This is a genomic window from Paenibacillus endophyticus, assembly GCF_014192395.1.
Classification (GTDB): domain Bacteria; phylum Bacillota; class Bacilli; order Paenibacillales; family Paenibacillaceae; genus Pristimantibacillus; species Pristimantibacillus endophyticus.
The window spans coordinates 541469-563716 of sequence record NZ_JACHXW010000001.1 but is presented as its reverse complement, the minus strand read 5'-3'; the positions used below and the strand labels follow the sequence as shown (position 1 = coordinate 563716).

Annotated in this window: 15 protein-coding genes; 4 read left to right on the top strand and 11 right to left on the bottom strand. The window is 46.3% G+C overall.

Going from position 1 to position 22248, the window contains the following annotated elements:
- Positions 1-7: 7 nt before the first annotated feature.
- From FHS16_RS02310 to FHS16_RS02270, 9 genes are all read right to left on the bottom strand, one after another.
- On the bottom strand, positions 8-1636 hold the full coding sequence (locus FHS16_RS02310) for a response regulator (protein ID WP_183558269.1): 1629 nt from the start codon (positions 1634-1636) through the stop codon (positions 8-10).
- Positions 1629-3383 (bottom strand): sensor histidine kinase, encoded by a 1755-nt coding sequence (locus FHS16_RS02305; protein ID WP_183558266.1) that lies wholly within the window; start codon positions 3381-3383, stop codon positions 1629-1631. Before FHS16_RS02305 ends, FHS16_RS02310 begins: the two co-directional genes overlap by 8 nt.
- Before the next feature lie 73 nt (positions 3384-3456).
- Positions 3457-5154, bottom strand: coding sequence for an extracellular solute-binding protein (locus tag FHS16_RS02300; RefSeq protein WP_246431539.1), 1698 nt, complete (start codon positions 5152-5154; stop codon positions 3457-3459).
- Between the two features lie 384 nt (positions 5155-5538).
- Entirely contained in the window at positions 5539-7053 is a 1515-nt protein-coding gene (locus tag FHS16_RS02295; protein ID WP_246431538.1) for a glycoside hydrolase family 43 protein, read from the bottom strand.
- A 197-nt stretch (positions 7054-7250) separates the two neighbouring features.
- Positions 7251-8300 (bottom strand): ABC transporter substrate-binding protein, encoded by a 1050-nt coding sequence (locus FHS16_RS02290; protein WP_183558263.1) that lies wholly within the window; start codon positions 8298-8300, stop codon positions 7251-7253.
- 51 nt (positions 8301-8351) lie between these two features.
- Positions 8352-9320, bottom strand: coding sequence for a galactofuranose ABC transporter, permease protein YjfF (gene yjfF, locus FHS16_RS02285; RefSeq protein WP_183558260.1), 969 nt, complete (start codon positions 9318-9320; stop codon positions 8352-8354).
- The gene (locus tag FHS16_RS02280; protein ID WP_183558257.1) at positions 9313-10353 is read right to left on the bottom strand and encodes an ABC transporter permease; all 1041 of its coding nucleotides are present in this window, start codon (positions 10351-10353) and stop codon (positions 9313-9315) included. Before FHS16_RS02280 ends, yjfF begins: the two co-directional genes overlap by 8 nt.
- A gap of 6 nt (positions 10354-10359) precedes the next feature.
- Positions 10360-11871, bottom strand: coding sequence for a sugar ABC transporter ATP-binding protein (locus tag FHS16_RS02275; protein WP_183558254.1), 1512 nt, complete (start codon positions 11869-11871; stop codon positions 10360-10362).
- Between the two features lie 108 nt (positions 11872-11979).
- Entirely contained in the window at positions 11980-13005 is a 1026-nt protein-coding gene (locus FHS16_RS02270) for an ABC transporter substrate-binding protein (protein WP_183558251.1), read from the bottom strand.
- Positions 13006-13273: 268 nt separating this feature from the next.
- On the opposite strand from FHS16_RS02270, the gene FHS16_RS02265 reads away from it, so the two are divergent.
- The 3 genes from FHS16_RS02265 to FHS16_RS02255 are packed head-to-tail and all read left to right on the top strand — an operon-like array spanning position 13274 to position 17703.
- Entirely contained in the window at positions 13274-15103 is a 1830-nt protein-coding gene (locus FHS16_RS02265; RefSeq protein WP_183558248.1) for a sensor histidine kinase, read from the top strand.
- Complete coding sequence (locus tag FHS16_RS02260) at positions 15096-16721, top strand: response regulator (RefSeq protein WP_183558246.1); 1626 nt, start codon at positions 15096-15098, stop codon at positions 16719-16721. Before FHS16_RS02265 ends, FHS16_RS02260 begins: the two co-directional genes overlap by 8 nt.
- A complete protein-coding gene (locus FHS16_RS02255) occupies positions 16714-17703 on the top strand; it encodes a sugar ABC transporter substrate-binding protein (protein WP_312890753.1) in 990 nt (329 codons plus the stop codon). Before FHS16_RS02260 ends, FHS16_RS02255 begins: the two co-directional genes overlap by 8 nt.
- Before the next feature lie 232 nt (positions 17704-17935).
- Here the strand turns inward: FHS16_RS02255 and FHS16_RS02250 are convergent, their stop codons facing one another.
- Together FHS16_RS02250 and FHS16_RS02245 are read right to left on the bottom strand one after the other, a co-directional pair.
- Positions 17936-18736, bottom strand: a complete 801-nt coding sequence (locus FHS16_RS02250) for an alpha/beta hydrolase (protein WP_183558243.1) — start codon at positions 18734-18736, stop codon at positions 17936-17938.
- Positions 18737-18965: 229 nt separating this feature from the next.
- Positions 18966-19703, bottom strand: coding sequence for an S-layer homology domain-containing protein (locus FHS16_RS02245; protein ID WP_183558241.1), 738 nt, complete (start codon positions 19701-19703; stop codon positions 18966-18968).
- Positions 19704-20165: 462 nt separating this feature from the next.
- Between FHS16_RS02245 and FHS16_RS02240 the strand changes: the two genes are divergently transcribed.
- The gene (locus FHS16_RS02240) at positions 20166-22178 is read left to right on the top strand and encodes a cohesin domain-containing protein (RefSeq protein ID WP_183558238.1); all 2013 of its coding nucleotides are present in this window, start codon (positions 20166-20168) and stop codon (positions 22176-22178) included.
- Positions 22179-22248 lie beyond the last annotated feature (70 nt).

Below are 22248 nucleotides of genomic sequence, written 5' to 3'. Positions count from 1 at the left end.
TCGCTTCTCAGTTTGCAGATAGCGTATCGCGGAATTCTTGCGGAGTCATCCCCGTCACTTTCTTGAAGAAGCGGGTAAACGAATAGGCTGCCTCGTAACCGACAGCGGCTGCCACTTCCCTCACCTTCAAATCGCTGTCCTGGAGCAGCTCCTTCGCCTTCCTTGCCCGGCTATTATCAATATACTCTGATAGATTGATGCCTCGTTCTTGTTTGAAAAATCGGGATAGATAGGAGGGATTGAAAAAGTGGATTTCCGCCAGTCGGACTAAGGACAAATCCTCTCTCAAATGCTCCCCAATATACTGGCATATTCGGTCGATCACTTGGGACGCCCGATCACGTTCATCGCTGTGCTTATGCCTGAAAATGTCCTCCGCCGTTTGCTTCAAATAAGAGAAGCCTTCTTTCATTGAAGCATGATCATCCAGCCGCATCAGCTTGCCATGATCGTCCAAACGATTTTGAATTCCCAATCGCATGAGGCTTGAAAACAAAATGAGCGCGACTGAATAATACACTTCAATCAACCGCTGGGCATGCTCGTTCTGTTGGAGAGCAGCATTCGTCAATTGCTCCAATTCGGCATAAAATTCATTCCCTCGACCTGCTTCTAAATGCGCGGACATGATTTCAACTTTTCGATGTGGCATATAAGACTCTTTGCTGGCAAAGTCGATCGTCCCATTATGATCCCGTAATATCATCGAGATTCCATCACCGATCTTCAATTGCTGCAGTCGACGAAGCCTTTCATATTGTTGGGTGACAGAAACCCATTGGCAGCTTGCGCTGCAAATGGTCAGTGCGATCTCAAGGCCTAATGAAGCCAGGCAGGCTTCTTGGACAAGCTCCAGCATCCCCTCCAAATAGCGCAAAAACCGACTGTCATTGTCCTCATCCGTGTGTAGTACCGGCTGAATCATCCATAAAATGTCACCATATTTGTCTACAATGCCGATACTGCTGGTTTGATCATTCAGAAAGGAATCCAGCAGCGTTCTAGCTGCCGCAAGAAGCTTGCTTTTTTCCGTATAAGATACACCAACGGGGTAAGATAACCTTGCAAGAACCAAGATGACGTCATGAGTTGGATCGAGCGGAATATTCAGATGATGAAATTCCTTGACAAGTTCGTCGCATTCCGCGCAAAGCACATCGCTTTCTTGCAGGAGATGCCTCATGTAATCCCCTTGCGCCATGAACTCGTACGCATACATTTGCTCACGTGACTGCTCTAATAGCTTGCTTTCCAGATTGCTGCGATGTATATCCGATAACGTATCGCTTACCGCTTCGACTACCTTCGCATAACCTTCTGTTTTCAGCAAGTAACGGACATTCGGCATTTGGAAAGCACGGTACGCATAATCAAATTCACTATGCCCGGTTAGGAAAATTACTTTGCACCTCGGCCAATACATTAAAATTTCCTCCGACAATTCCAAGCCGTTCATGCCGGGCATCGCGATATCCGTCATCACGATATCAATTCGCGTACGCGACATCCAATTCAGTGCTTCCTTCGCGGAATAGGCCTTGCACACATCCAGTTGATCTGGCATTAGATTGCTCATTACTTCGTATAACCCATCGGTAATAATATCCTCGTCATCAACGATCAGCAATCTATGCATCTAGATCTCCCTCCTTGATTTTGATTCGAATTTCGACGCGCAAGCCGTTAAGCTTGCTTCGCGATAAGAACAAGCCGCTGCCCTCGCCGTACGTTAACATAATGCGCCGATGGATATTCATCATTCCGGTCATTTCATGCTCATCGTCCGTATTGCCCAATCGAAGAATCAACGAGTCAATTGCAGCATCTTCCAAACTGCTCCCGTTGTCCTCCACAATGATCAGCCACTCCAATGGTTGCTGCTCAAACGAAACATGTAGAAAACCTTCTTCTGCCATATTCTCCAGACTATGCTCATACGCATTCTCGATAATGGGCTGAACGACGAGTCTTGGGACTCGAATACGATCCATTTCCTTAGGCAAATCATCAAATTGGACGCTAATGCGCCTAGAAAACCGGAGCTTCTGAATTTCGGTATACATTCTCGCATGCTTGATTTCTTCCGATAGCCATACGTTCTCCTCTCCATTGCGGGTAATAAATCGAAAGTATTCACCGAGCATGTTGGTGAATATCTCCATTCTTTCCGTATCACCCGTCTTGGCAAGAGAGTTTAGGATGAAGAAGCTATTATACAGAAAATGAGGTTTAATTTGCGATTGCAGCTGCTTCAGCTCCGCTTTCTGCATCATCAGCTTTTGTTTGAAATCCTGATCGATCAGCGACTGCAGCTTAATAAGCATCTGGTTGAAACGATCGTATAAATAGCCAAATTCATCCTTTTGCCCATGCTCGATCAGAATATCAAGGGAACCGCCTTCCATTCTTCTGAAGCTTTGCACGAGAAGAAGAAGCGGGCGATGCACAAGCTTATAGGTATAGAACGAATAGACGATAATCGCTAAGAGCGATGTGCCAACGAACAGCCATGCCCAATAATTGAACCGATTCAATGGTCGTTTGACCGTTGCTTCCGGCAAATAGGTCACGATTGAAAGCCCCAGTTGCGCGGAATCCGCTTTGTCGATATGATAGTTGCGCCCTTCCACTTTCATTAGCATTGAATTTTCTTTTAAATGATTCATGCCATTCAGATATTTGTCCAATATATTTTCCGTTTGGATGTTACCGCTAAGCGTAAAGCCCGCCATTTCGGCGATTAGAAAAGAACCGCTCTTCGGATAAACGCTCAATTGGACCAGTGATTCCTTTAACTTCTCGCTATTAAGCTCTATTTGAACAATAAAGAGCGGCTCATCGCCTTTCCTCCCGCCAAATTTGGAAGCACTGAGGTGCAGGGAATCATTTTGCTCGACTAATCGGCTTCCGCTCTGCTCTGACACGGTACGGATATGATTGTATCTTTCTCGTTCAAAATCATGAACACCGTTACCGGCTGAAATCGTTTTATCAATAGAGCGAATATGTACATAAATATCATTAATATATGCACTGCTATTTTTGATGGAAGTTAGGCGATGCAACAAATAATCCATGCGTTCCTTCTTTTCCGCGTTATCCATCAACTCCCATATGACTGCGATTTTATTAAGCTCGGCATCTTGCAGCATATCGAATTGTTGAATTTCCAACCATTCCACTTCCCGGTTCAAATCTTCTAAGTAAGAAGACATTTGCGCAAGCGTATTTCTTGAAATTTCTTCACTTGCATTTTTGTAGCTCCAATTATACAGATAGACGCCAAGCAATATAATAGGAAGAATCACGACGAGATACATGAATACTAACCTTATAAATAAAGCATGACGCATTGAATTTACCGGAATCTTAAGCAAACACATACATCTCCTCAACTGCATCATTCCACGAAGCGAGCTATGAATATCACGCATGATCTTTATTTTTTATTGTGTATCACTCCTTATTCCGTCCTTTCTCTGAATACCACTGATTAACTTCGGTCGTCATCTCGTTCCCTCCAAGCCTATGCCACTCTTCAACAAACTGATCGAACTCTTCGATAGGCCGGCCAAGAATAATATTAAGGAAGGTTTTATTTTTTAATGTATCCAATATAGGTTGCTTCTCAATAATCGATTCTGTAGGGACACCAACAAAGCTTTCGTACATCAGCTGATTATTTTTTTCATAGTTATCCAGTATTGCGAATGCTCCATTAGGTCCATAGGTTCGCTCCCATCCCCATCCAGATACATCGTTTTTCGTAAGATAAGCATCGATATTTTTTTTAATTGCGCGGGCCTCGTCATGCAAAACAGATTCGTCCCCCGTCAGTCGGTTTTCTTTAAGTTGACGATATGCCTCCATATTTTTCATTAGGGGAGCCGGTGTAAACGGCGAAAGCTGCCAGACTGGATACGGCGTGCTGTAATATTTCTCGTATTCGGCAGTTACTCCCCAATTTTTCTCTAGATGCAAATTGATTAGCTTTACGATCGCTTCAGGATGCTCGAACTCCTTCCTTACAGCCAGAAACTGACTCGTTGCGAACCTCAGTGGAACCTTAGGGAGAAGACCCGAATCCGCTACAATCGGGAATGGCCGCCACTCCGCCTTTGGATCATTCATGTAATTGGCTTGAACGATAAATGAGCCCCATTGCTCCCCATACATGATTCCAATTTTACCTTCAGCTATCATTGCTTTTTCTTTTCTGCCATCTTTAAATGCGAATTCCTTGTCGATTTGGCCATCCGCATACATGCCTTGCACAACTTGCAGCGCCTTCTTCACCTCTGGCTGAACAGCGCCATAGACGAGTTTCCCCGAATCATCCTTTATCCACATATTGGGGTAGGCTTCGTAGCCTGCCATGAAATCGGTCAAACCCATAACAGGATCCCATAAATATTGAGTAAGTGCGAGCCCGTATGTATCTGGTTTCCCGTTTCCATCGGGATCGTTTTCTGTAAACGCTTTCGAAACAGCAAGCAAATCATCCATTGTTTTCGGAGATTGCAACCCTAGCTTTTCCAGCCAATCGACACGAAGCCAAATAAACTGTGATCCTTCGATCGATCCTGCTGTTTCCGGTATCGCCATCAGCTTGCCATCGATTGTTGCGGCTTCGAACGGACCTGTCCCCTCTTGACTTAGCACATCCTTCGTAAACGGCGCTGCGTACTGCTCATACACATCGGTTAAGTCTTGAATCAAGCCTTCATTCGCAAGCTGCCTAAGCTGCTGGGCATTGACCCTTACGATGTCCGGAATATTTCCTGAAGCTAGCGCAAAGCCAAGCTTTTGTTGATATAGATCTCCTTTGGCCGTCCAATTGTACTTGATCTTAATCCCCAGTACATCCTCATAAAGCCTGGTCCATCGATTGTCCTCTAGTGTATCGCCTGGGAAATTAGTGAGTACATCTTCCAAATCGCTGCTCGTTTCACGTACCAGCACAACCTCAATTGGCGGGTTGTATTTGGATAATTCCGAATTCTCGTCGTTTGATTGTACGCCTTCATTGGATATTGGATTTCCATCCGTAGCGTTAGTATCCAAAGCCATGTTTTGTTCGCAAGCTGTCAGTATGAGAGCGAGCATGAGTACGGCAAGTAAATATTTTACTTTATTCCGATTCGGCTTCCGCAAAGGGGCATCCTCATTTCTTGAATATCCATTTAGCTTTAATAAAGTAATTGTCTATCACTCCAATTATCCTGATACGCAAAAGAAATTACAATCTGCATTTATTGACATCGTTATCGAATATTTACTAGAATATCAAAGCTTTCATACAATAACCACTCTTTTCATCATAGTTGTCGAAAGACTTGAAGTCCCCTATTCGGCAATCTTCGCACCATGAAAACAATCGAAGAACTAATAATGAACGCAAAAAGCGAGCACCGAGATCTAACGAATCTCAGTGCTCACTCTTTATTTTTTTATTTTTTGTTTATATATGGTAATCGCAATATATCAGCTTACGAAAGCAAGCGACTCCATTATTCGTCTTCTACCAGCTTCTACCGGTTACTTGTTAAACTGCCAGGATTCCAGATTAAACAAATGCTGCCCTGATTCTCCTCCGAATACAAAAAATAAGGAATGTACCCCATCGGCTTCCATTATTTCCGTTTTCACGTCAGTCCAACTTTCCCAACCGTTCGTTCCAGGCACATTAACCGTTCCGATCCGTTTACCTTCTGGATGATCCAAACGAAGCTCAATTACACCGCCGCCGTTTGCACTAGCTACGGAGGCTGAGAATGAAGAGGCTCCATCGCCAAAATCCACGCTGGATACAGCGATCCAATCACCATCATGAATGTCGGTTACAGCCATTGAGTAGGGTTGAGACTGCTCATCGCCAGCAGCTCCTATTGCTGCCACATTAATACCAGCATTCCAAGCCATTGTCTCGGCCTGTACTCGAGTATAGGGATCAAGCAATTTAACATGCTCGACACCTTCATAGTTAGCAATAACCTCCTGTATCGAACCGTCCTCCTGAAAGAATACCTGATTCAGATGCGTAGAGCGGTAGCCTTTCGGGATTCCCATCGCTTTGGACAACGTTTGGGCATGGTATGCGATATACCAATTATGATGGAACTGGAAGATGGCATGGTGATTGTTGCCGCCGACCCCGAAAAAATGGCCAGGGTTTTTCAAAATCGTTCCTGCGTAAGTCCATGGTCCCATTGGGTTATCGCTGATCATATACGCAATCTGCCCGGCGGGCGGGCTTCCAGCGGAACGTTCGCCATCGTAAAAATTCGAGCAATACGTATAATAATATTTATTGTTATATTTATTAATGCCGGCATTCTCGAACATAAAAGGGGCAGGTATGACTGCGGCACGATCGATAACGCTGACCATGTCCTCGCCGAGCTGCATGACCCGAGCCGTATTCGGCATCTCGTACTCGCCTTCCGGTACTCCCCCTCCAAAATAAAGATAAGCATGTCCATCATCGTCAACCAGAACGGCCGGGTCGAACAGCCAGGTTACAGCCTCTACGCCCGGCGTTGATCTTAGGATTAGCGGTCTGTTAATCGGGTCGATCCAAGGACCGGTTGGACTATCACTGGTCAATACGCCAATCCCGCTGGCATTGTTTGCAAAATACAAGAAAAACTTGTCCTGACCGTCAATGACCTTGTGCGCAATTGCCGGCGCCCAAGATTGGGTAGCCCATTTAGCCGCGCCTTGTGGGCCGGCAGCGATAATAACACCGTGATCTGTCCAATTGACCAGGTCGTCTGAGGAGATCACCGATATTTTGTTAATATGGCCATACGTGTTGTCTTTGACGTTGCCTTCCGCATCAAATTCCAATATATCGTTTGTCATATACAAATAGACGCGATCTCCGAAAACCAACGCATACGGATCTGCGCCAAATTTATGAGCGACAAGCGGGTTGCCGTTAGGCGGCAGCTTGCCAATCGCACTTGCAGGCATTGTTTTCGCTCCTTTCACGGTTTGTTTATCGTTGGTAGACTGAGCGTCTGAGATTTTCATCGTTATTTCTTCATTCATTGTTCTTGTCATCTCCTGTTTGCGTATCATTCGGCTTGCATCATCGCAAATCGATTCCTCAGCCACCTCCTATTTCTCTCTATTCCAAATAGTATCGTTTGACGAGAACGGCAACAACCTGCCAAGTTATAGGTTTTTACCCGATTCGGCTGTTGAACGCCAAAAAATCCGCACTTCGATGAATGCGGACGGTTTTATCAATATGGTCGATTTAAAACTTCTTTCTCAGCCACTCCTTCTGTATAAACGCTCTCCTGGGGAACAATTCGTTTGGGCAGGCTGCGTCCATCCATCACCTCTTTAACGGCTTGCATCAGGATTGGTCCGAGCAGCGGATTGCATTCTACGATGCAGTTGATTTTTCCAGCTACCATCATTTCAAACGCCTTGCGCGTCCCGTCTACCGATATGATTACAATATCTTTTCCGGGTACGAGTCCGTACGCTTCAATTGCCTCAATCGCACCAAGAGCCATATCATCGTTATGTGCGAACAACACTTTGATGTCGCTCCCCATCTCTTCCAAGAACGAGGTCATTGTCTCTCTGCCCTGTTCTATCGTGAAATCGGCTGGCTCAGCCCGTCGGATTATTAAATCGCCGCGCTGTTTAATGATATCCCGGAAACCTTTCCCCCGTTCAATCGTCGGAGAAGATCCTTCCGTTCCCTGCAGCTCCACGATTCCAATCGGTCCCGGCTCGCCGCTCAGCTTATCGAGCAAATATTTCCCTGCTTTTTCACCCTCCTCATAAAAATCCGAACCAATTGTCGTGATATAAAGGGAGGCATCGTTCACCTCGACAGCTCGATCTGACAAGATAACGGGAATGCCAGCCATTCTGGCTTCATGGAGAATAGGCTCCCACCCTGACTCAATGACAGGCGAGACCGCGATCACATCGACCCGTTGTTTAATGAAACCGCGAATGGCTTCGAACTGCTTCTCCTGGGATTGTTCGGCATTCTCGAACATGAGTTGAATGCCCGCTTCCTTGGCCGCGTCACGAATGGACTCGGTATTCGCCTTTCGCCAATCGCTTTCTGAACCAAGTTGCGAAAAACCTACTACAATCTGCTGCTCCAATATGGATGATTCATAAGGTGGGTTTGTCTCTGTCGACACCGTAATAGCCGTTGCAACAGGGTCGAGACTCGTATGATTCAAGCCGCTATTCTCGCAACCGCCTATGAACAGCAGTACACACGCACAAACGATCCAAACGATTCGACATGCAAACTTGCTCATCAGTCCACTTCCCTTCCCCGCCGCAAATCTGCTTTTAAGTTGCAGTATAACTTATACCGCCCTGCTTTTGGAAGCTCTTACATTGATGATGCGCTGCAAAAGGATAAACACAAACAGCAATATGCCAATGACAATTCGCGTCCACCATGAACTGAGCGTACCTTCAAAGTTGATGATCGTTTGAATGACGCCTTGAATCAGAACACCGAAGACCGTTCCCGCAACATAACCGACACCACCGGTTAAGAGCGTGCCGCCAATAACGACAGCTGCTATGGCATCAAGCTCCAAGCCAACGGCATGGAGACCATAACCGGATAGCATATAGAACGTGAAAACAACGCCGCCAAGCGCTGAACAAAAGCCGCTAAACGCATAAACCAGCATTTTAGTGCGGGCAACTGGAAGTCCCATTAACAAAGAGGACTGCTCACTCCCTCCTATGGCGTACGTATTGCGTCCGAATCTCGTATAATGAGCCAAATAAATGGCAAGCAGTACGACCGCTAACGCGATAATTACGCTAATGGAGATGAAACCGCCGCCTGGAAGCTGGATTTTGGTCATCGCCATATCCTTGTAGAAGGCGTTATCGATTGTAATTGTATTAATGCTGATGACGTAACATAATCCGCGCGCGAGGAACATGCCTGCTAGTGTCACGATAAAAGGCTGGATATTGAAATAATGGATAATGGCGCCCATCCCCAAACCGAACAGCGCGCCGAATAGAAGCACACAAGGAATGACTAGGGATGGCGGCCATCCTAGCTGTTCAATTAACGTGGCGGAGAGCATTGTCGTAAGAGCCACCATAGAACCAACGGACAAATCAATGCCGCCAGATACGATAACGAATGTCATGCCGACGGCTACGATTAACAAAAAGGCGTTGTCGATCAATAAATTTGTAAGCACCTGCATGGAGAAAAAGCCTGTGTAACGAAAAGAACCTGCCAGAAAAACAAGTATAAACAATGCGACCGTCACCAATATGGGAAGATATTGCCTTTTAACCATGTTGCGTTACCTCTCTTTCGGCTGGAGCTCGGCGCCTTTTCCCTTTTCCAGTCATGGCCATTCGGAATTTTTCAGACTGAATCAGACAAACGGTAAATACGACAAACGCTTTGACGACCAGCGTTATTTCTGGTGGTACGCCGACCATATAAATCGTGGTGGTCAGCGTCTGAATAATCAAAGCTCCAACGACTGTGCCTGACAGGTAGAAGCGTCCACCGTTCAAGGAGGTGCCGCCAATAACGACTGCCAATATGGCATCCAGCTCGTACCATAAACCCGCGTTGTTCCCATCTGCGCTTGATACATTTGAACTTAGGATGATTCCAGCTAATCCGGCACATAGGCCGCAAAAAATGTAAACGGCAAATATGACCGAACGTGAGCGAATTCCCGCGAGGCGGCTTGCCGTCGCGTTGGAGCCCACAGATTCAATGAACAGACCGAGCGCCGTTCTGCGCGTTAACCAAGCAGCTGCAAGCAAGACAGCCGCAACAATAAAAATCGAGAAAGGCAGCATCGCCAGCCATCCCGCACCTATGTATTTGTACGGGTTGCTCGTCACCGTAACAATTTGACCATTTGTCACCAATTGCGCAATGCCTCGGCCTGCAACCATCAGAATGAGCGTTGCTATAATCGCCTGCATGCCCGCGCCGCCGACAAGAATTCCGTTCCATAAGCCGCAAATGATAGCCAAACCTAATGCCACTCCAACAGCAGTCAGCACGATGCTTAGCGAATGCTGATCAGATGCTCTGCTGACAATGAGACAAGCTATGGCTCCCGATATCGCGACAATCGAACCCACCGAAAGATCAATCCCGCCGGTTGCTATGACGAGTGTCATTCCGATCGCAACTAGAATTAACGGAGCGCCATAATTAAGAATGTCTATCAAGCTTCCATACAAATGCCCTCCTTGAATACGAACAGAGAAAAAGCCTGGCTTATACACCAAATTAAACAGTAATAGTGCCGCAAGTACCGTGAGCGGCCAGAACAGGTGATGCTTAGATATCCGATTCCACATGTTGAATTACCCTCCCGCTATAGCCTTCATGACGTTCTCGTGACTGAGCTCATCCGCTTGCATCATTCTCACGAGTTTCCGATCGCGCAGTACAGCGACACGGTCGCTAACGCGCAGCACCTCTTCGAGCTCTGAAGAAATAAACAACACGGACATGCCTTTACGCGACAAAGCGAGCACGAGTTTCTGAATTTCAGCTTTTGCGCCAATGTCGATACCCCGCGTCGGCTCATCGAGAATAAGCAGCTTAGGCTCCATCAGCAGCCACCTTGCAAGCAATACCTTCTGCTGGTTTCCGCCGCTCAAATTCCGGATCAACTGCTCTGGATTTTTGGGGTTGATATTCAGCGCTTTGATATATTCATCCGCAATCTCATCTTGACGCTTGCGCGAGATTGTCCTGAACCATCCCCGGCTTGCCTGCAGGGCAAGAATAATATTTTCGCGAACGGTTAGATCCGCTATAATGCCTTCTGTTTTACGGTTCTCGGAGCAGAAGGCGATTCCCTCGCTAATCGCTTGTCTTGGCGATTCGATTTTGAGCGTTTTCCCCGCAATTTGCAGTCCGCCGCTGTCTACGCGGTCTGCTCCGAACAGCAGCCTGGCAGTTTCTGTCCGGCCAGAGCCAAGCAGTCCAGCAAAGCCGATAATTTCCCCGCGGTCTATTTGTAGATCATAAGGCTCGATTGCTCCTTTTTTGCCGAGGCCCTTAGCTTGAAGGAATGCTTCTCCCTTCTTAGCAAGCTCCTTTGACCCGGTCTGAGGAAGCTCCGCCAACAGCTCCAAATCTTTGCCGATCATCTTCAGAACAAGATCGATCCGCGGCAGCTCCGAAGCTAGGTATTCACCGACAAATTCCCCTCCTCGAAGAATGGAGATACGGTCCGATACTTCGTAGACCTGATCAAGAAAGTGGGTTACAAACAGGATCGCCAGTCCTTGTGCCTTCAGTTTGCGCATAACCGTAAATAATTCGCGGACCTCGCTCGCATCAAGACTGGATGTCGGTTCATCCAAAATTAATACTTTTGCCGATATATTAAGCGCTCTGGCAATGGCAACAAGCTGCTGCACAGCCACTGAATATGCATCAAGCGGCAAAGTAACGTTTATGCTCAGATTCAGCCTTTCCTTCAGCAGCTGTGCGGCTTGGCGATTCATCTCCTTCCATAGAATCCGGCCGAACCTGCGCGGCTCCCTACCGATGAATATATTCTCGGCCACACTCAGATTCGAGCAAAGATTAACCTCTTGGTAAACGGTCGTAATACCTGCTTCTTGTGCTTCTAGCGGGTTGCTTATCGTTATTGAATTGCCCTCCATGACAACGGTTCCTTCATCAATTTCATGAACGCCGGTAAGCACCTTAATGAGTGTTGATTTGCCTGCCCCGTTCTCTCCCATTAATGCATGGACCTCGCCTGGAAACAGCCGGAAGTTTACGTTTTGAAGCGCCTTAACGCCCGTGAAATATTTATGGATGCCCCTCATATCCAGTATGGGGTTCTGTTTTTTCATCGCGGCTCTCTCCTTCCTTCGAATGAAAGAGTCACCACGCCCTTCTTGCTTCGGGTCGAGAGTGACTCCATCGAATAGATTTAATCCATTACAGGCTAATCCCGCTATTTAGTACTTCCTGTCAGCAAGCACGGCTTTCGCTTCTTCGGACGTGAACGTGCCTTCTTCCGTTACGATTCTTCTTTCAATTTCCGTACCCGCAAGCACATCGTTCACTGCCTGCATGAGCTGTGGCCCTAGAAGCGGGTTGCACTCGACAATGAAGTTGATCTTGCCTTCCGCAGCTGCAGCCATGCCATCCTTAACCGCATCAACCGTAATAATGATAATGTCCTTGCCCGGTACTAGTCCTGCAGCTTCGATTGCTTGAATTGCGCCAAGCCCCATATCGTCATTGTGAGCATAAAGCACGTCAATATCCTTATGTGCCTGTAGGAAAGACTGCATAACTTCCTTCCCCTTGGCACGAGTGAAATCACCGGTTTGTGACGCAATAATCTGAAGGTTTGCTTGATCCTTGATTACTTCCTCGAACCCATTCTTACGGTCTATTGCCGGAGCAGAGCCCGTTGTTCCTTGAAGCTCCACGATTTTGATCGGTTCTGCCGCGTCCTTGTACTGCTCAACAAGCCACTTGCCTGCCCGGCGTCCTTCTTCTACGAAGTCTGAACCAATAAAGGTCTCATAGAGCGATGTATCCTTAGAGTCAACTGCGCGATCCGTCAGAATAACCGGAATGCCAGCCTCTTTCGCCTCTTGCAGTACCGTATCCCAGCCCGATTCTACGACTGGCGAGAATGCAATGGCGTCTACCTTTTGCAAAATAAAAGAACGAATGGCTTTAATCTGGTTTTCTTGTTTCTGCTGTGCGTCAGAAAATTTCAATTCAAAGCCGGCAGTTGCCGCTGCCTCTTTGACAGAGTCGCTGTTTGCCGAGCGCCAGCCGCTTTCTGCACCAACTTGTGAAAAGCCAAGCACAACTTTGCCGGCAGCCGGAGCAGTGGTTTGTTCACCGCCTGCATTTGTCGTATTGGTTGGAGAATTCCCGCTCCCCGTGTTGTTTCCGCACGCCGCGCTAAACAATGTGACAGCAATGAGAGCTGCAGCAGCTCCTAGTTTTGTTGCTCTTTTCATTTTTCATGCCTCCCCTTATTTCACCGCGTTACCGGTGTGTTGCCATTATAAAACGCTTCCAAATGTAAATATACGGAGCATCATATGCATTCTGTTTGTTATTTTGGTAGTCTTTCCGCATCGATCTCTTGAAAGTTTCGTTATTTTATTAGAAATATAGATTATTATGTGCGATGGATGCGTTTTCAAGAGTTTATGTTGTATGATTGGAGCAATTAGGCTGCTCTGGCGCAGTTATTTATACCGGTTTGAAAGGAGCAGAATTACGATGACGAAACGATATCGTCTGGCCTTGTCCAGCCTTAAATCCAAGATGCTGATCATGTTCGTCATCCTTACATCTATCCCTTTAGTTGCTGTCGGCTTAATCTCTTATCAGAAATCGTTTCATACGATTTCCGAGAATAGCAAAGCATCGACGATTTTTGTCGCGGATCAGCTTGCACGCAATATTGACATCCTTGTGCAAGACAGCAGCAGGCTTCTTGAGCTTGGGAAAAATCCGGCCGTGCTTCAGTTTCTGTTTCGCCAAACAGATTCTTACGCCGATGCCAAGGAAATTTTACTCACGTTTGATTTATATCGAACGACCTATAAATACGAGGACGTGCTCAATATCTCCATCGTCAATTTATACGGGCGAGGCATCAGCGAACGCAAAGGCGTTTTTGCACTGAATCAAAACCCGCTGCGAAATCCGCATTTTCAGCAATTAATGTATAATCCCGACGATATCTTGATTATTCCGCCGTCTGAGAGTTCTCCCCTCGATCGATTGGATGGATTCCAATACCCGGATGGCGGCGTGATTTCCATCATAGCAACAGTCAAACAGCGCATCACGCATGAAGTCATGGGATTTATCGTCATTGATTTAAATGATAAATTCGTCAAACAATTTTCTGAGGCGTATCACATCGGAAGCACCGGCCATTTCATGGTTACCGGACAAAAGGGTGAGCCCATTTATCAGCCAGCCAACAGAGAGCAAGATCTCGCGTCTGCATCTCTCGCATCACAGCTTGCTTCCAATAAGGACAGCTTTGTCACCTCAGGCACGGGGAAGCCCGTTTTTGTTACCTACACGACTTCAGAAGCTACCGGGTGGAAAATTATTGGGGTTGCACCATTACAGGAGATTGTCGAGGAAGCGAATGAAATCAGGCAGCTCATTATTGTAAGCGTCTTCCTAAGCATCTTGTTTATTATTATTTTGTATGTATTTATTAGCTCTCGGCTAATCAAGCCGCTTAAAATATTAAAAAACAAAATGCGTCAGGCTGCACACGGTTTTTTGGAAGCCAAAGTTACGCCTAGCGGATCAGATGAGATTGCCGATCTCGGCGTTAGCTTCAATAGCATGATTGAACAGATCAAAGTGTTGATCGCCCGCAGCATACAGGAGCAAAAGCAAATACAAATCGCCGAGCTTCGAACGCTTCAAGCACAGATTAATCCACATTTTCTATACAACACGCTGGATTCAATCGTTTGGATGGCGGAGGCCGGCAAAAATGATCAAGTCATTGGACTTGTCAAAGCGATGTCCCGCTTCTTTCGCATTAGCCTGAGCAAAGGGAAGGATTGGATTACGGTTGCGGATGAGTTGGAGCATGTCCGCAACTACCTTGTCATTCAGCAGGTAAGATACCGCGATATTTTGGACTATACGTTGGATATTGACCCTGAGGCGTACCGACACCACATGCTAAAAATGACGATGCAGCCGATTGTCGAGAACGCGCTCTATCACGGAATCAAAAATAAGAGAGGAAAAGGGTTGATTGCGATTCGCGGCAAGCTTGATGATGCAGGGCAGAGCTTTGCCATTACCGTCCAAGACAACGGCGTAGGCATGAATGCCGATACGTTGGCATTGCTGATCAAGCACATCAGCGGCAGCATGCAGGAACTTGAGCTTGATGAGACTTCAGAGGGCCATCCAACCCAAGGCGGTTTCGGCCTTCATAACGTCAATCAACGTATTCAGCTTTATTACGGAGCCGCATATGGCTTATACATTGAGAGCCAAGAAGGAGTCGGAACATCCGTAACCATCCGAATTCCTATATTGCCAGGAGGAAAATCCAATGGTTAAAAAAGTTTTCTTCGTCGACGACGAAATCGTCATTCGCGAGAATATTCGCGACTGCATTAATTGGGAAGCTGAAGGATTCATATATTGCGGCGATGCCCCCGATGGAGAATTTGCCCTCCCGCTTATCGAGGAGCATAAACCTGATATACTGATAACCGACATTAAGATGCCGTTCATGAACGGGCTGGAGCTCAGCGCAATCGTGAGAATGAGGCTGCCCGATACCAAAATCATTCTTCTAAGCGGTCATGACGAATTCGAATACGCCCGGCAGGCACTTCGCATTGGCATTGAGGATTATTGCCTCAAACCATTAGGCGCACAAGATATCGTGACGTTGCTGCGTAAAGTTACAGATAAAATCGATAAAGAAAACGCGGAAAAAATAAAGATCGAGCAGCTTACGCGAAGCCTGAAGGATAAAGCGAAATTTACACAGGACCAATTGCTTAGCCAGCTTTGCGGAGGCATCATTGCTTCAGCCGAGGCCATTGAGCTGGCTTCTACACTCAACCTTTCGCTGATTGCCAAACAATACGCTGTCATCCTTACCGATATACGGCTCCATACGGAAGATTCGAATGCTGAGCAAAACCTCATTAACCGCATAGAATCTGAGATTTCTGCGCTTTTTAATGAATTTGCTGAGCATTTAACTAGCAAGCGCAGCCGTACTGAGACAGTCTGGGTATTGAAATCCGAATTAAAAATCCGTTTGCAACATTTATGCGAAAAAATAATTGATGCCGTGCGCCTTATCGAAGCATCTTACGGATGCAGCATCTCAGTTGGAATCGGAAGCATCCAAGATAGGCTGCAAGGGGTACATGCCTCATTTCTCGAAGCAGAAGAAGATAAATACTGGCGAAGGCTTGCTGAGCAGCACCGCACCGCGCTTTTCGAGCTATCCGGGTCATTTGACCGGGAGCTGTTTCTCGACCGAGACGGCTTCATCGAATTTCTTTCCATGGGCTCGCCGCGTCAGGCTGATGCTTATATCCAACAGTTCGTTGCCGGACTCGCAGCCATTGATTGGGAATCTTCATTGTTCGGTTATTTCAGCTTGAATCATTTGACCTTCGAGGTCATCCGCAAAGCTCGCAAGCTATTTCGTACCGCCCTAATCACTGAAGAATCCATTGAATCGTTAAAGCGAATGATCCATTCGATTACGTCCACCGATGACGCACGCGTTTATATCGCCCATCTGGCGGAACTATTCTGGCGCTGGCGGTCAGACTCGGCTGGCAAGTACGGAGAATTGATCACGCAGGTCAAGTCATTCGTTCAAACAAGCTATGGCAAAGACGGGCTCTCCCTGCAGGATGCGGCCGACCAAGTCAATGTCAGTCCAAGCCATCTGAGCAAGGTATTCAGCCAGGAAACGGGGCAGACCTTTATTGAGTTTCTGATGAACACCAGAATTCGAAAAGCAATGGAGCTCATGCAATCAACCAATGCCAAATCATATGAAATCGCGAATGAAGTTGGCTATAATGATCCTCATTACTTTTCGAACCTATTCAAGCGCGTGACGGGGATGACCATACGAGAATTTAGAAAAAACGGCTGGCAGCATGATATTCCTTTCGGAGAAGGAGGTACAACGAGTGCCTAGTCGTTTCAATGATCGCCTTGTTATCCTCCGCTTCACGATTGTAATAATGGGAATAGGCTTGCTGCTGCATGCAACAGGCTGTATGAATGTGAATGACAGTGACGCTCCGCCAGTACGATCTGAAGCAGCCATTCCGAATGATGCAAACGCGCCTGCCTTCACTTTTGGCATTATTTATCCGATCTCCCATCCTTTCTATGAAACCGTAACGGAACGCGCAGAACAAGCTGCAGCTGAGGCTGGGGGCAGACTTATCGTCAAAGCCCCAGATGAAGCGAGCCTGGAGCAGCAAATCCGATTGCTGGAGAACATGATTCGCCTGAAGGTCGACGGCATCGCACTTTCACCGATTAACAGTCAGGCGCTGGCTCCCTACATCGATCTAGCCATTGAATCTGGCATTCCCGTAGTATGCTTTGAGTCAGATGCCCCTTCAAGCAGGAGACTAACCTATATTGGAGGCGACAACGCGCATGCTGGGGCTCAAATGGCCCAATCTCTCGAAGGCTTGCTGCGGGAAAGCGGAATGGTGCTCGTTGAATCTGGTCTGTCCACTATGAGCAGCCACAAGCAGCGTTTGGATGGATTTCTAGGATATATACGGGATAACACGGACATTCAAGTAGTTGAGCTAAAATCTCACGAAGGCAGCGATGCGCACGCGCTTGCTGAACTCGAGCAAATGATAAACAACCATCCTCATTTTGACGCGTTCGTTGCTCTGGATTTCATCTCCGGATCCAGCTCCATTCTCGCGTGGAAAGCAATGGGGCTGAACCGTTATGCACTCACTTTCGGCATGACGCCTTCCATCGAGGAAGCCATAAGAAATGGTCAAATTACGTTAGCTGTCACTCAAAACGAGGCCGTATGGGGTACACAAATCGTAAGTACGCTGCTTCAAGCCATGCAAGGCGAACCAGTACCCGATACATTCTCTACTGGCGAGAGTATCATTGATCTGCGAAAACTGTCGCTTTAGCTCCAGAGAAAATGGCCGGATGCCCGCTGCTTCAACGTCCTATTGATTCGCAATCATAAACGGGATTTCATTGCGTAATTTTCCAACTATGGCAGCAGGCAATTATAACTGCCTTAGTAATACGAAAACCCTTCATGTATTTCATGAAGGGTTTTCGTTGAATCTATACTTTACATTGACGCATATCGAGCTATGTTCCTGTAGTGATTTCTCCTCGAACGCATGCTGCTATTTAATCTTCTTGCTGAAATAGAAGTTGAGAAAAATGATATAAATCATTTTTCCATACCAGCCAATCATGGCTCCCGTTCTCCTCATACCATATATGCATTACATGATGCATCGTCAAATACGCATGCATCTTGTCGCTGACATACTTCAGATTGTCCAGATCTCCGCATGAAAGCCATAACAGCTTGAGACGAGCCGACGCTGCTGCCGGATTTGGGACAAGCAGCTCGGGCTCCTTCGTGTTAGGTGCGGATGAGAATCCGCCAATCCATGCGAAATAATCAAGGTTTGCCAGTCCGATATTCAATGACTGGCCTCCCCCCATAGACAACCCGGCAAGCGCTCGATGCTCTCGCCCTATCAAAACCGAATAGTTTGATTCAATAAAAGGAATTAGATCATGAAGCAAGTCGGACTCAAAATTCTCGAATCCTTTTAATTTGTCAGCATCGAATAGGTTCCCTTCCGGCCTGTCGTTCAGCATCGCGCGCCCGTTAGGCAGAACAACGATCATAGGCGCAAGCTTTTCGTCAGCATACAAATTATCGAGAATGGTCTGCAGATTCGCATGATTATGCCATTCTGTTTCATCTCCGCCAATGCCGTGCAACAAATACAACACGCTATATTTCCATTCACTTGAATACCCCGGAGGGGTATATATCATCATTTTACGTTTATTGCCTACTGTTTGAGATAGATATTCGATCGTTTCCATCTCTCCCCGAGAGATCTGTTCCTGGTATTGGTCATACCCTTCTTTCGCATAATGACATATCCATTTATTGTTAAACGCACTCATTTCATTCACGCCTCCTCTAGCAATGCATCTCCTATTTTGTCTAGAAGTATAGCGCATCCCTACATAGCCAACAACCTGTCTATTTATACAATTTGTTCGCCAAATCAAGATAGAATTTTTCGCTTGAAGGAACGCTACTTGAGAATGAGGTTAATCCTCCATAAAGACAAAAATAAGCGATCTCCCATACGCTGGGAGACCGCTTTATCATTTTGAAAAAATGTAGCTCCTATATTGTTCCTGGTATTTGCGGGCTAGTTGACGAAGGAGATCTTTTTGCGTTTGTTTCTGAATCTGGTTGTGACGATGGTGCAGGATGTGCCTTAATGTATTCGAGAACATTGTAGATTTGTTCCGCTGCCTCGGCACGAGTAATCTCCGCTTTAGGATGGAAGTTCCCCTGCTCATCTAATTTCACTACGTTATAAGAAAGCGCGCGCTGAATGGCTCCATCATAATCAACGGTTAGCTCCGTGCTATCATTGATCTGAACGGGAGCAAGCTTAATCATCGGCAAACTGCTATGTGTTTCAAACGTGCTAATAAGCTGGTAAGTGAACTCTTCACGCGTCCATTTCTGGTTAAGATCCAGATCAGCTGGTAATACGACCCCATTAACGCTTGCGGTAATTAATGCATTCGCATACCAAGCATTATTGTCTGCGTTTTTGAAATAATCCGTAGCTTTGGGTGCTACAAGGAATCTGACTAGATCTAGATTCAGATTCGCAGCATTCACAATAAGCTGAACCCCTTGCGCAGCTGTGATCGTGTTATTCGGGGCAAATAAGTCGTCCGAAACACCTTTGACTAAGCCTTGTTCTTGTAAGGCAATAATTTTATCCTTTGCAGCGATATTCGAAATATCCGAAAAGTTTTTGGTAGCCGCGAAGCTTTGACCTGCAAAGGTTAAGGATATTGCGGTAACAGCGGTAAGAGTAATCATTTTGAATGTAGTTTTCATCATTTTCACCTCGTAGAGTTTTTGGTTAAAATTCAAGCATTTATTCCTTGTTCGGATTAACCAGGCTATCTCATGGTTTCCTAATGTCGTCCTTACATTAGTAATACAATCGAAGAGCCCATTATTTTTCACGCTGAAAAAATATTTTTTTGACATAGCTTTAAAAGAGACCATTTAGCAAATGAATAGCGCCTATTTATACAAAAATGATCACAATTGCCGTGGCAAAAAAAAGTTCATGGAGTTTCTATGATGAAATTCTCAATTAAGTAAACAACGGGTAAGTATGTAAAAAAATGCACATTGTTGCTCATGTAAAGAGTTAATATACTGAAAGCGTATACAAAAGGAGCTCCTGAAACTTCCACATGTATGACAAATGAAGAGGGGGAATGAAATTATTCACTATAAAAAGCATCAATTGGAAACTTTCTAAAACATTCGTTTTGAAGGGAGCAACGGAAAATGTTTAAGAAAAGATTCATTACGCTTTATTTGTTTCTCATAGCGATGGTTTTCAGCATACCTTCGGCTTTCGCTTCAGAAGCAACACCGGATATTACTTTGCCGTTTATTCTCAAAAATGTGAACTTTGCTTTTGAGGAGCGTACGGATGCTGTCATTATTGACGCAGGCAAAATTGTAAGCAATTCCAAACTGTCTGTATCGGACTTTAACATACATGTGAAAGCTACTAGAAAGGTCAACGCTGACTTTGTTGTTTATGACGGCCCACGCGTGGTCACAGATGTTTATACTAGCCAAGTGAATGATTCCGGTACTCCTTCCGATACCGGTCGGTATATTGTCGTTGATTTTGCTGACGTTGGTTGGGGCGACGGCGGTACAACGATTGATGGGGGCTACACCCTCAATCTGCAATATACGATCACACTTAATGGGAACAAACTTGAATATGTGGACGGTTCCTCCATTGTACCTGCATTCAACCAGACCGGAGCTGTAAGTCCTGTCTTAGACAAATACAAATATGCTAACTATGACGGGCTGGATTACAGTTACTTCTATAACGAGGATGCTGAGGAGCCGCTGCCTTTGGTCGTATTCTTCCATGGCGGCGGACAGGGCAACGATATCTATACGCCTATCAGATTCAGTAACGGGGGTACCGTATGGGCCAACCCCGAGAATCAAGCCAAGTATCCTACTCATGTTCTAGCCCCACGTAATGCAACAACTGTCCAAAGCATGCACAAAGTTAAAGCTATCATCGACGACATGATCGATGCGGGCAAGGTTGATCCGAACCGAGTCTATATTACCGGGTTCTCAATGGGCGGAGGCTCCACCTGGACTTTCCTGCAGACATACCCCGACTTTGCTGCTGCGGCTGCGCCTTTATGTCCTGCGGGTGGTCCTGGCAATGTGGAAAATGCTTTAAAGGTAGCCAATTTGCCGCTGTGGACTTTTGTCGATGCAGAAGATTTCTTGTACAACTCTGTAGTGAACACGGACAAAACCTACTCGCCTTATTGGAACGACTCCCTGTTGACCATCATTCCTTTTAACCAGTTGCTTGATCCCCCTTATAACGGCCACAGATTCGATGGGCACTCCGTATGGCTTCCGGTCTACAACGAATACGTACATCCGGAGCGCGGCATGCTGATCGACTGGCTATTCTCCCAAAGCAAAATTAAAGAGATAGCGAATGTGGAAGTTGCAACAGAACCCGGAGTTGCTCCTGTTCTCCCTGAAACGGTGGCTGTAGATGTCAATCACAGCGCTACGGGAATTGCTACTGAAGAACGTGCTGTTGTATGGGAGGCAATTGATCCGCAGCTCTATAAGGCGCCAGGAGTTTTCGAGGTAGCGGGTACGATTGAGGATATTGTTGAGAAGGTGACTGCTAAGGTGACAGTTGTCGCCGCTTCCGCAACTCTGTCAGGCCCAGCATTGGTGCAGCCAGGACAACAATTCGATGTCACCTACGGCCTGCAGTACGTGAAGAAGGACGTGTATGCGCAAGACATTACGATCAAATACGACGCGGTTAAGCTGGAGCTTGCCGGTCAGCCCGTATCGTTGGATTCTGAAAAATTTAAAATTGTGGATACGGATGAGCAAGAAGGAATCATACGAATTCTCGGCATCCATTTGAATGATAGCGCAAACAATCCGAACAAGGATCTCATTAAGCTAAGCTTCAAAGCAAAGGAAACAGCCGGAATATCGAATATCGAAGTCTCGCTGCTCGTCCTTGCCGATGGCGAAGGAGTAGAAGTGGAAGCAGGTGGAGATACGCATACGGTTGAGATTCGCAAACCAACAGTACCGGGCGACATCAACGACGACGACAGAGTTAGCGTTGGCGACCTGGCTCTGGTTGCTAAAGCTTATGGCAAATCCTCAGATAGCCCGGATTGGAATCAAGTGAAGAAGTACGACATCAATGCTGATGGCACAATCGACATTGAGGATCTTTCCGCTCTGGCACGTCTCATCTTGAAAAAATAATAGTTATCACACAGCCCAAGGGTATCGCCAAGGCTTGATACGGTCGATACCCTTGTAGCTGTCCCTTGCC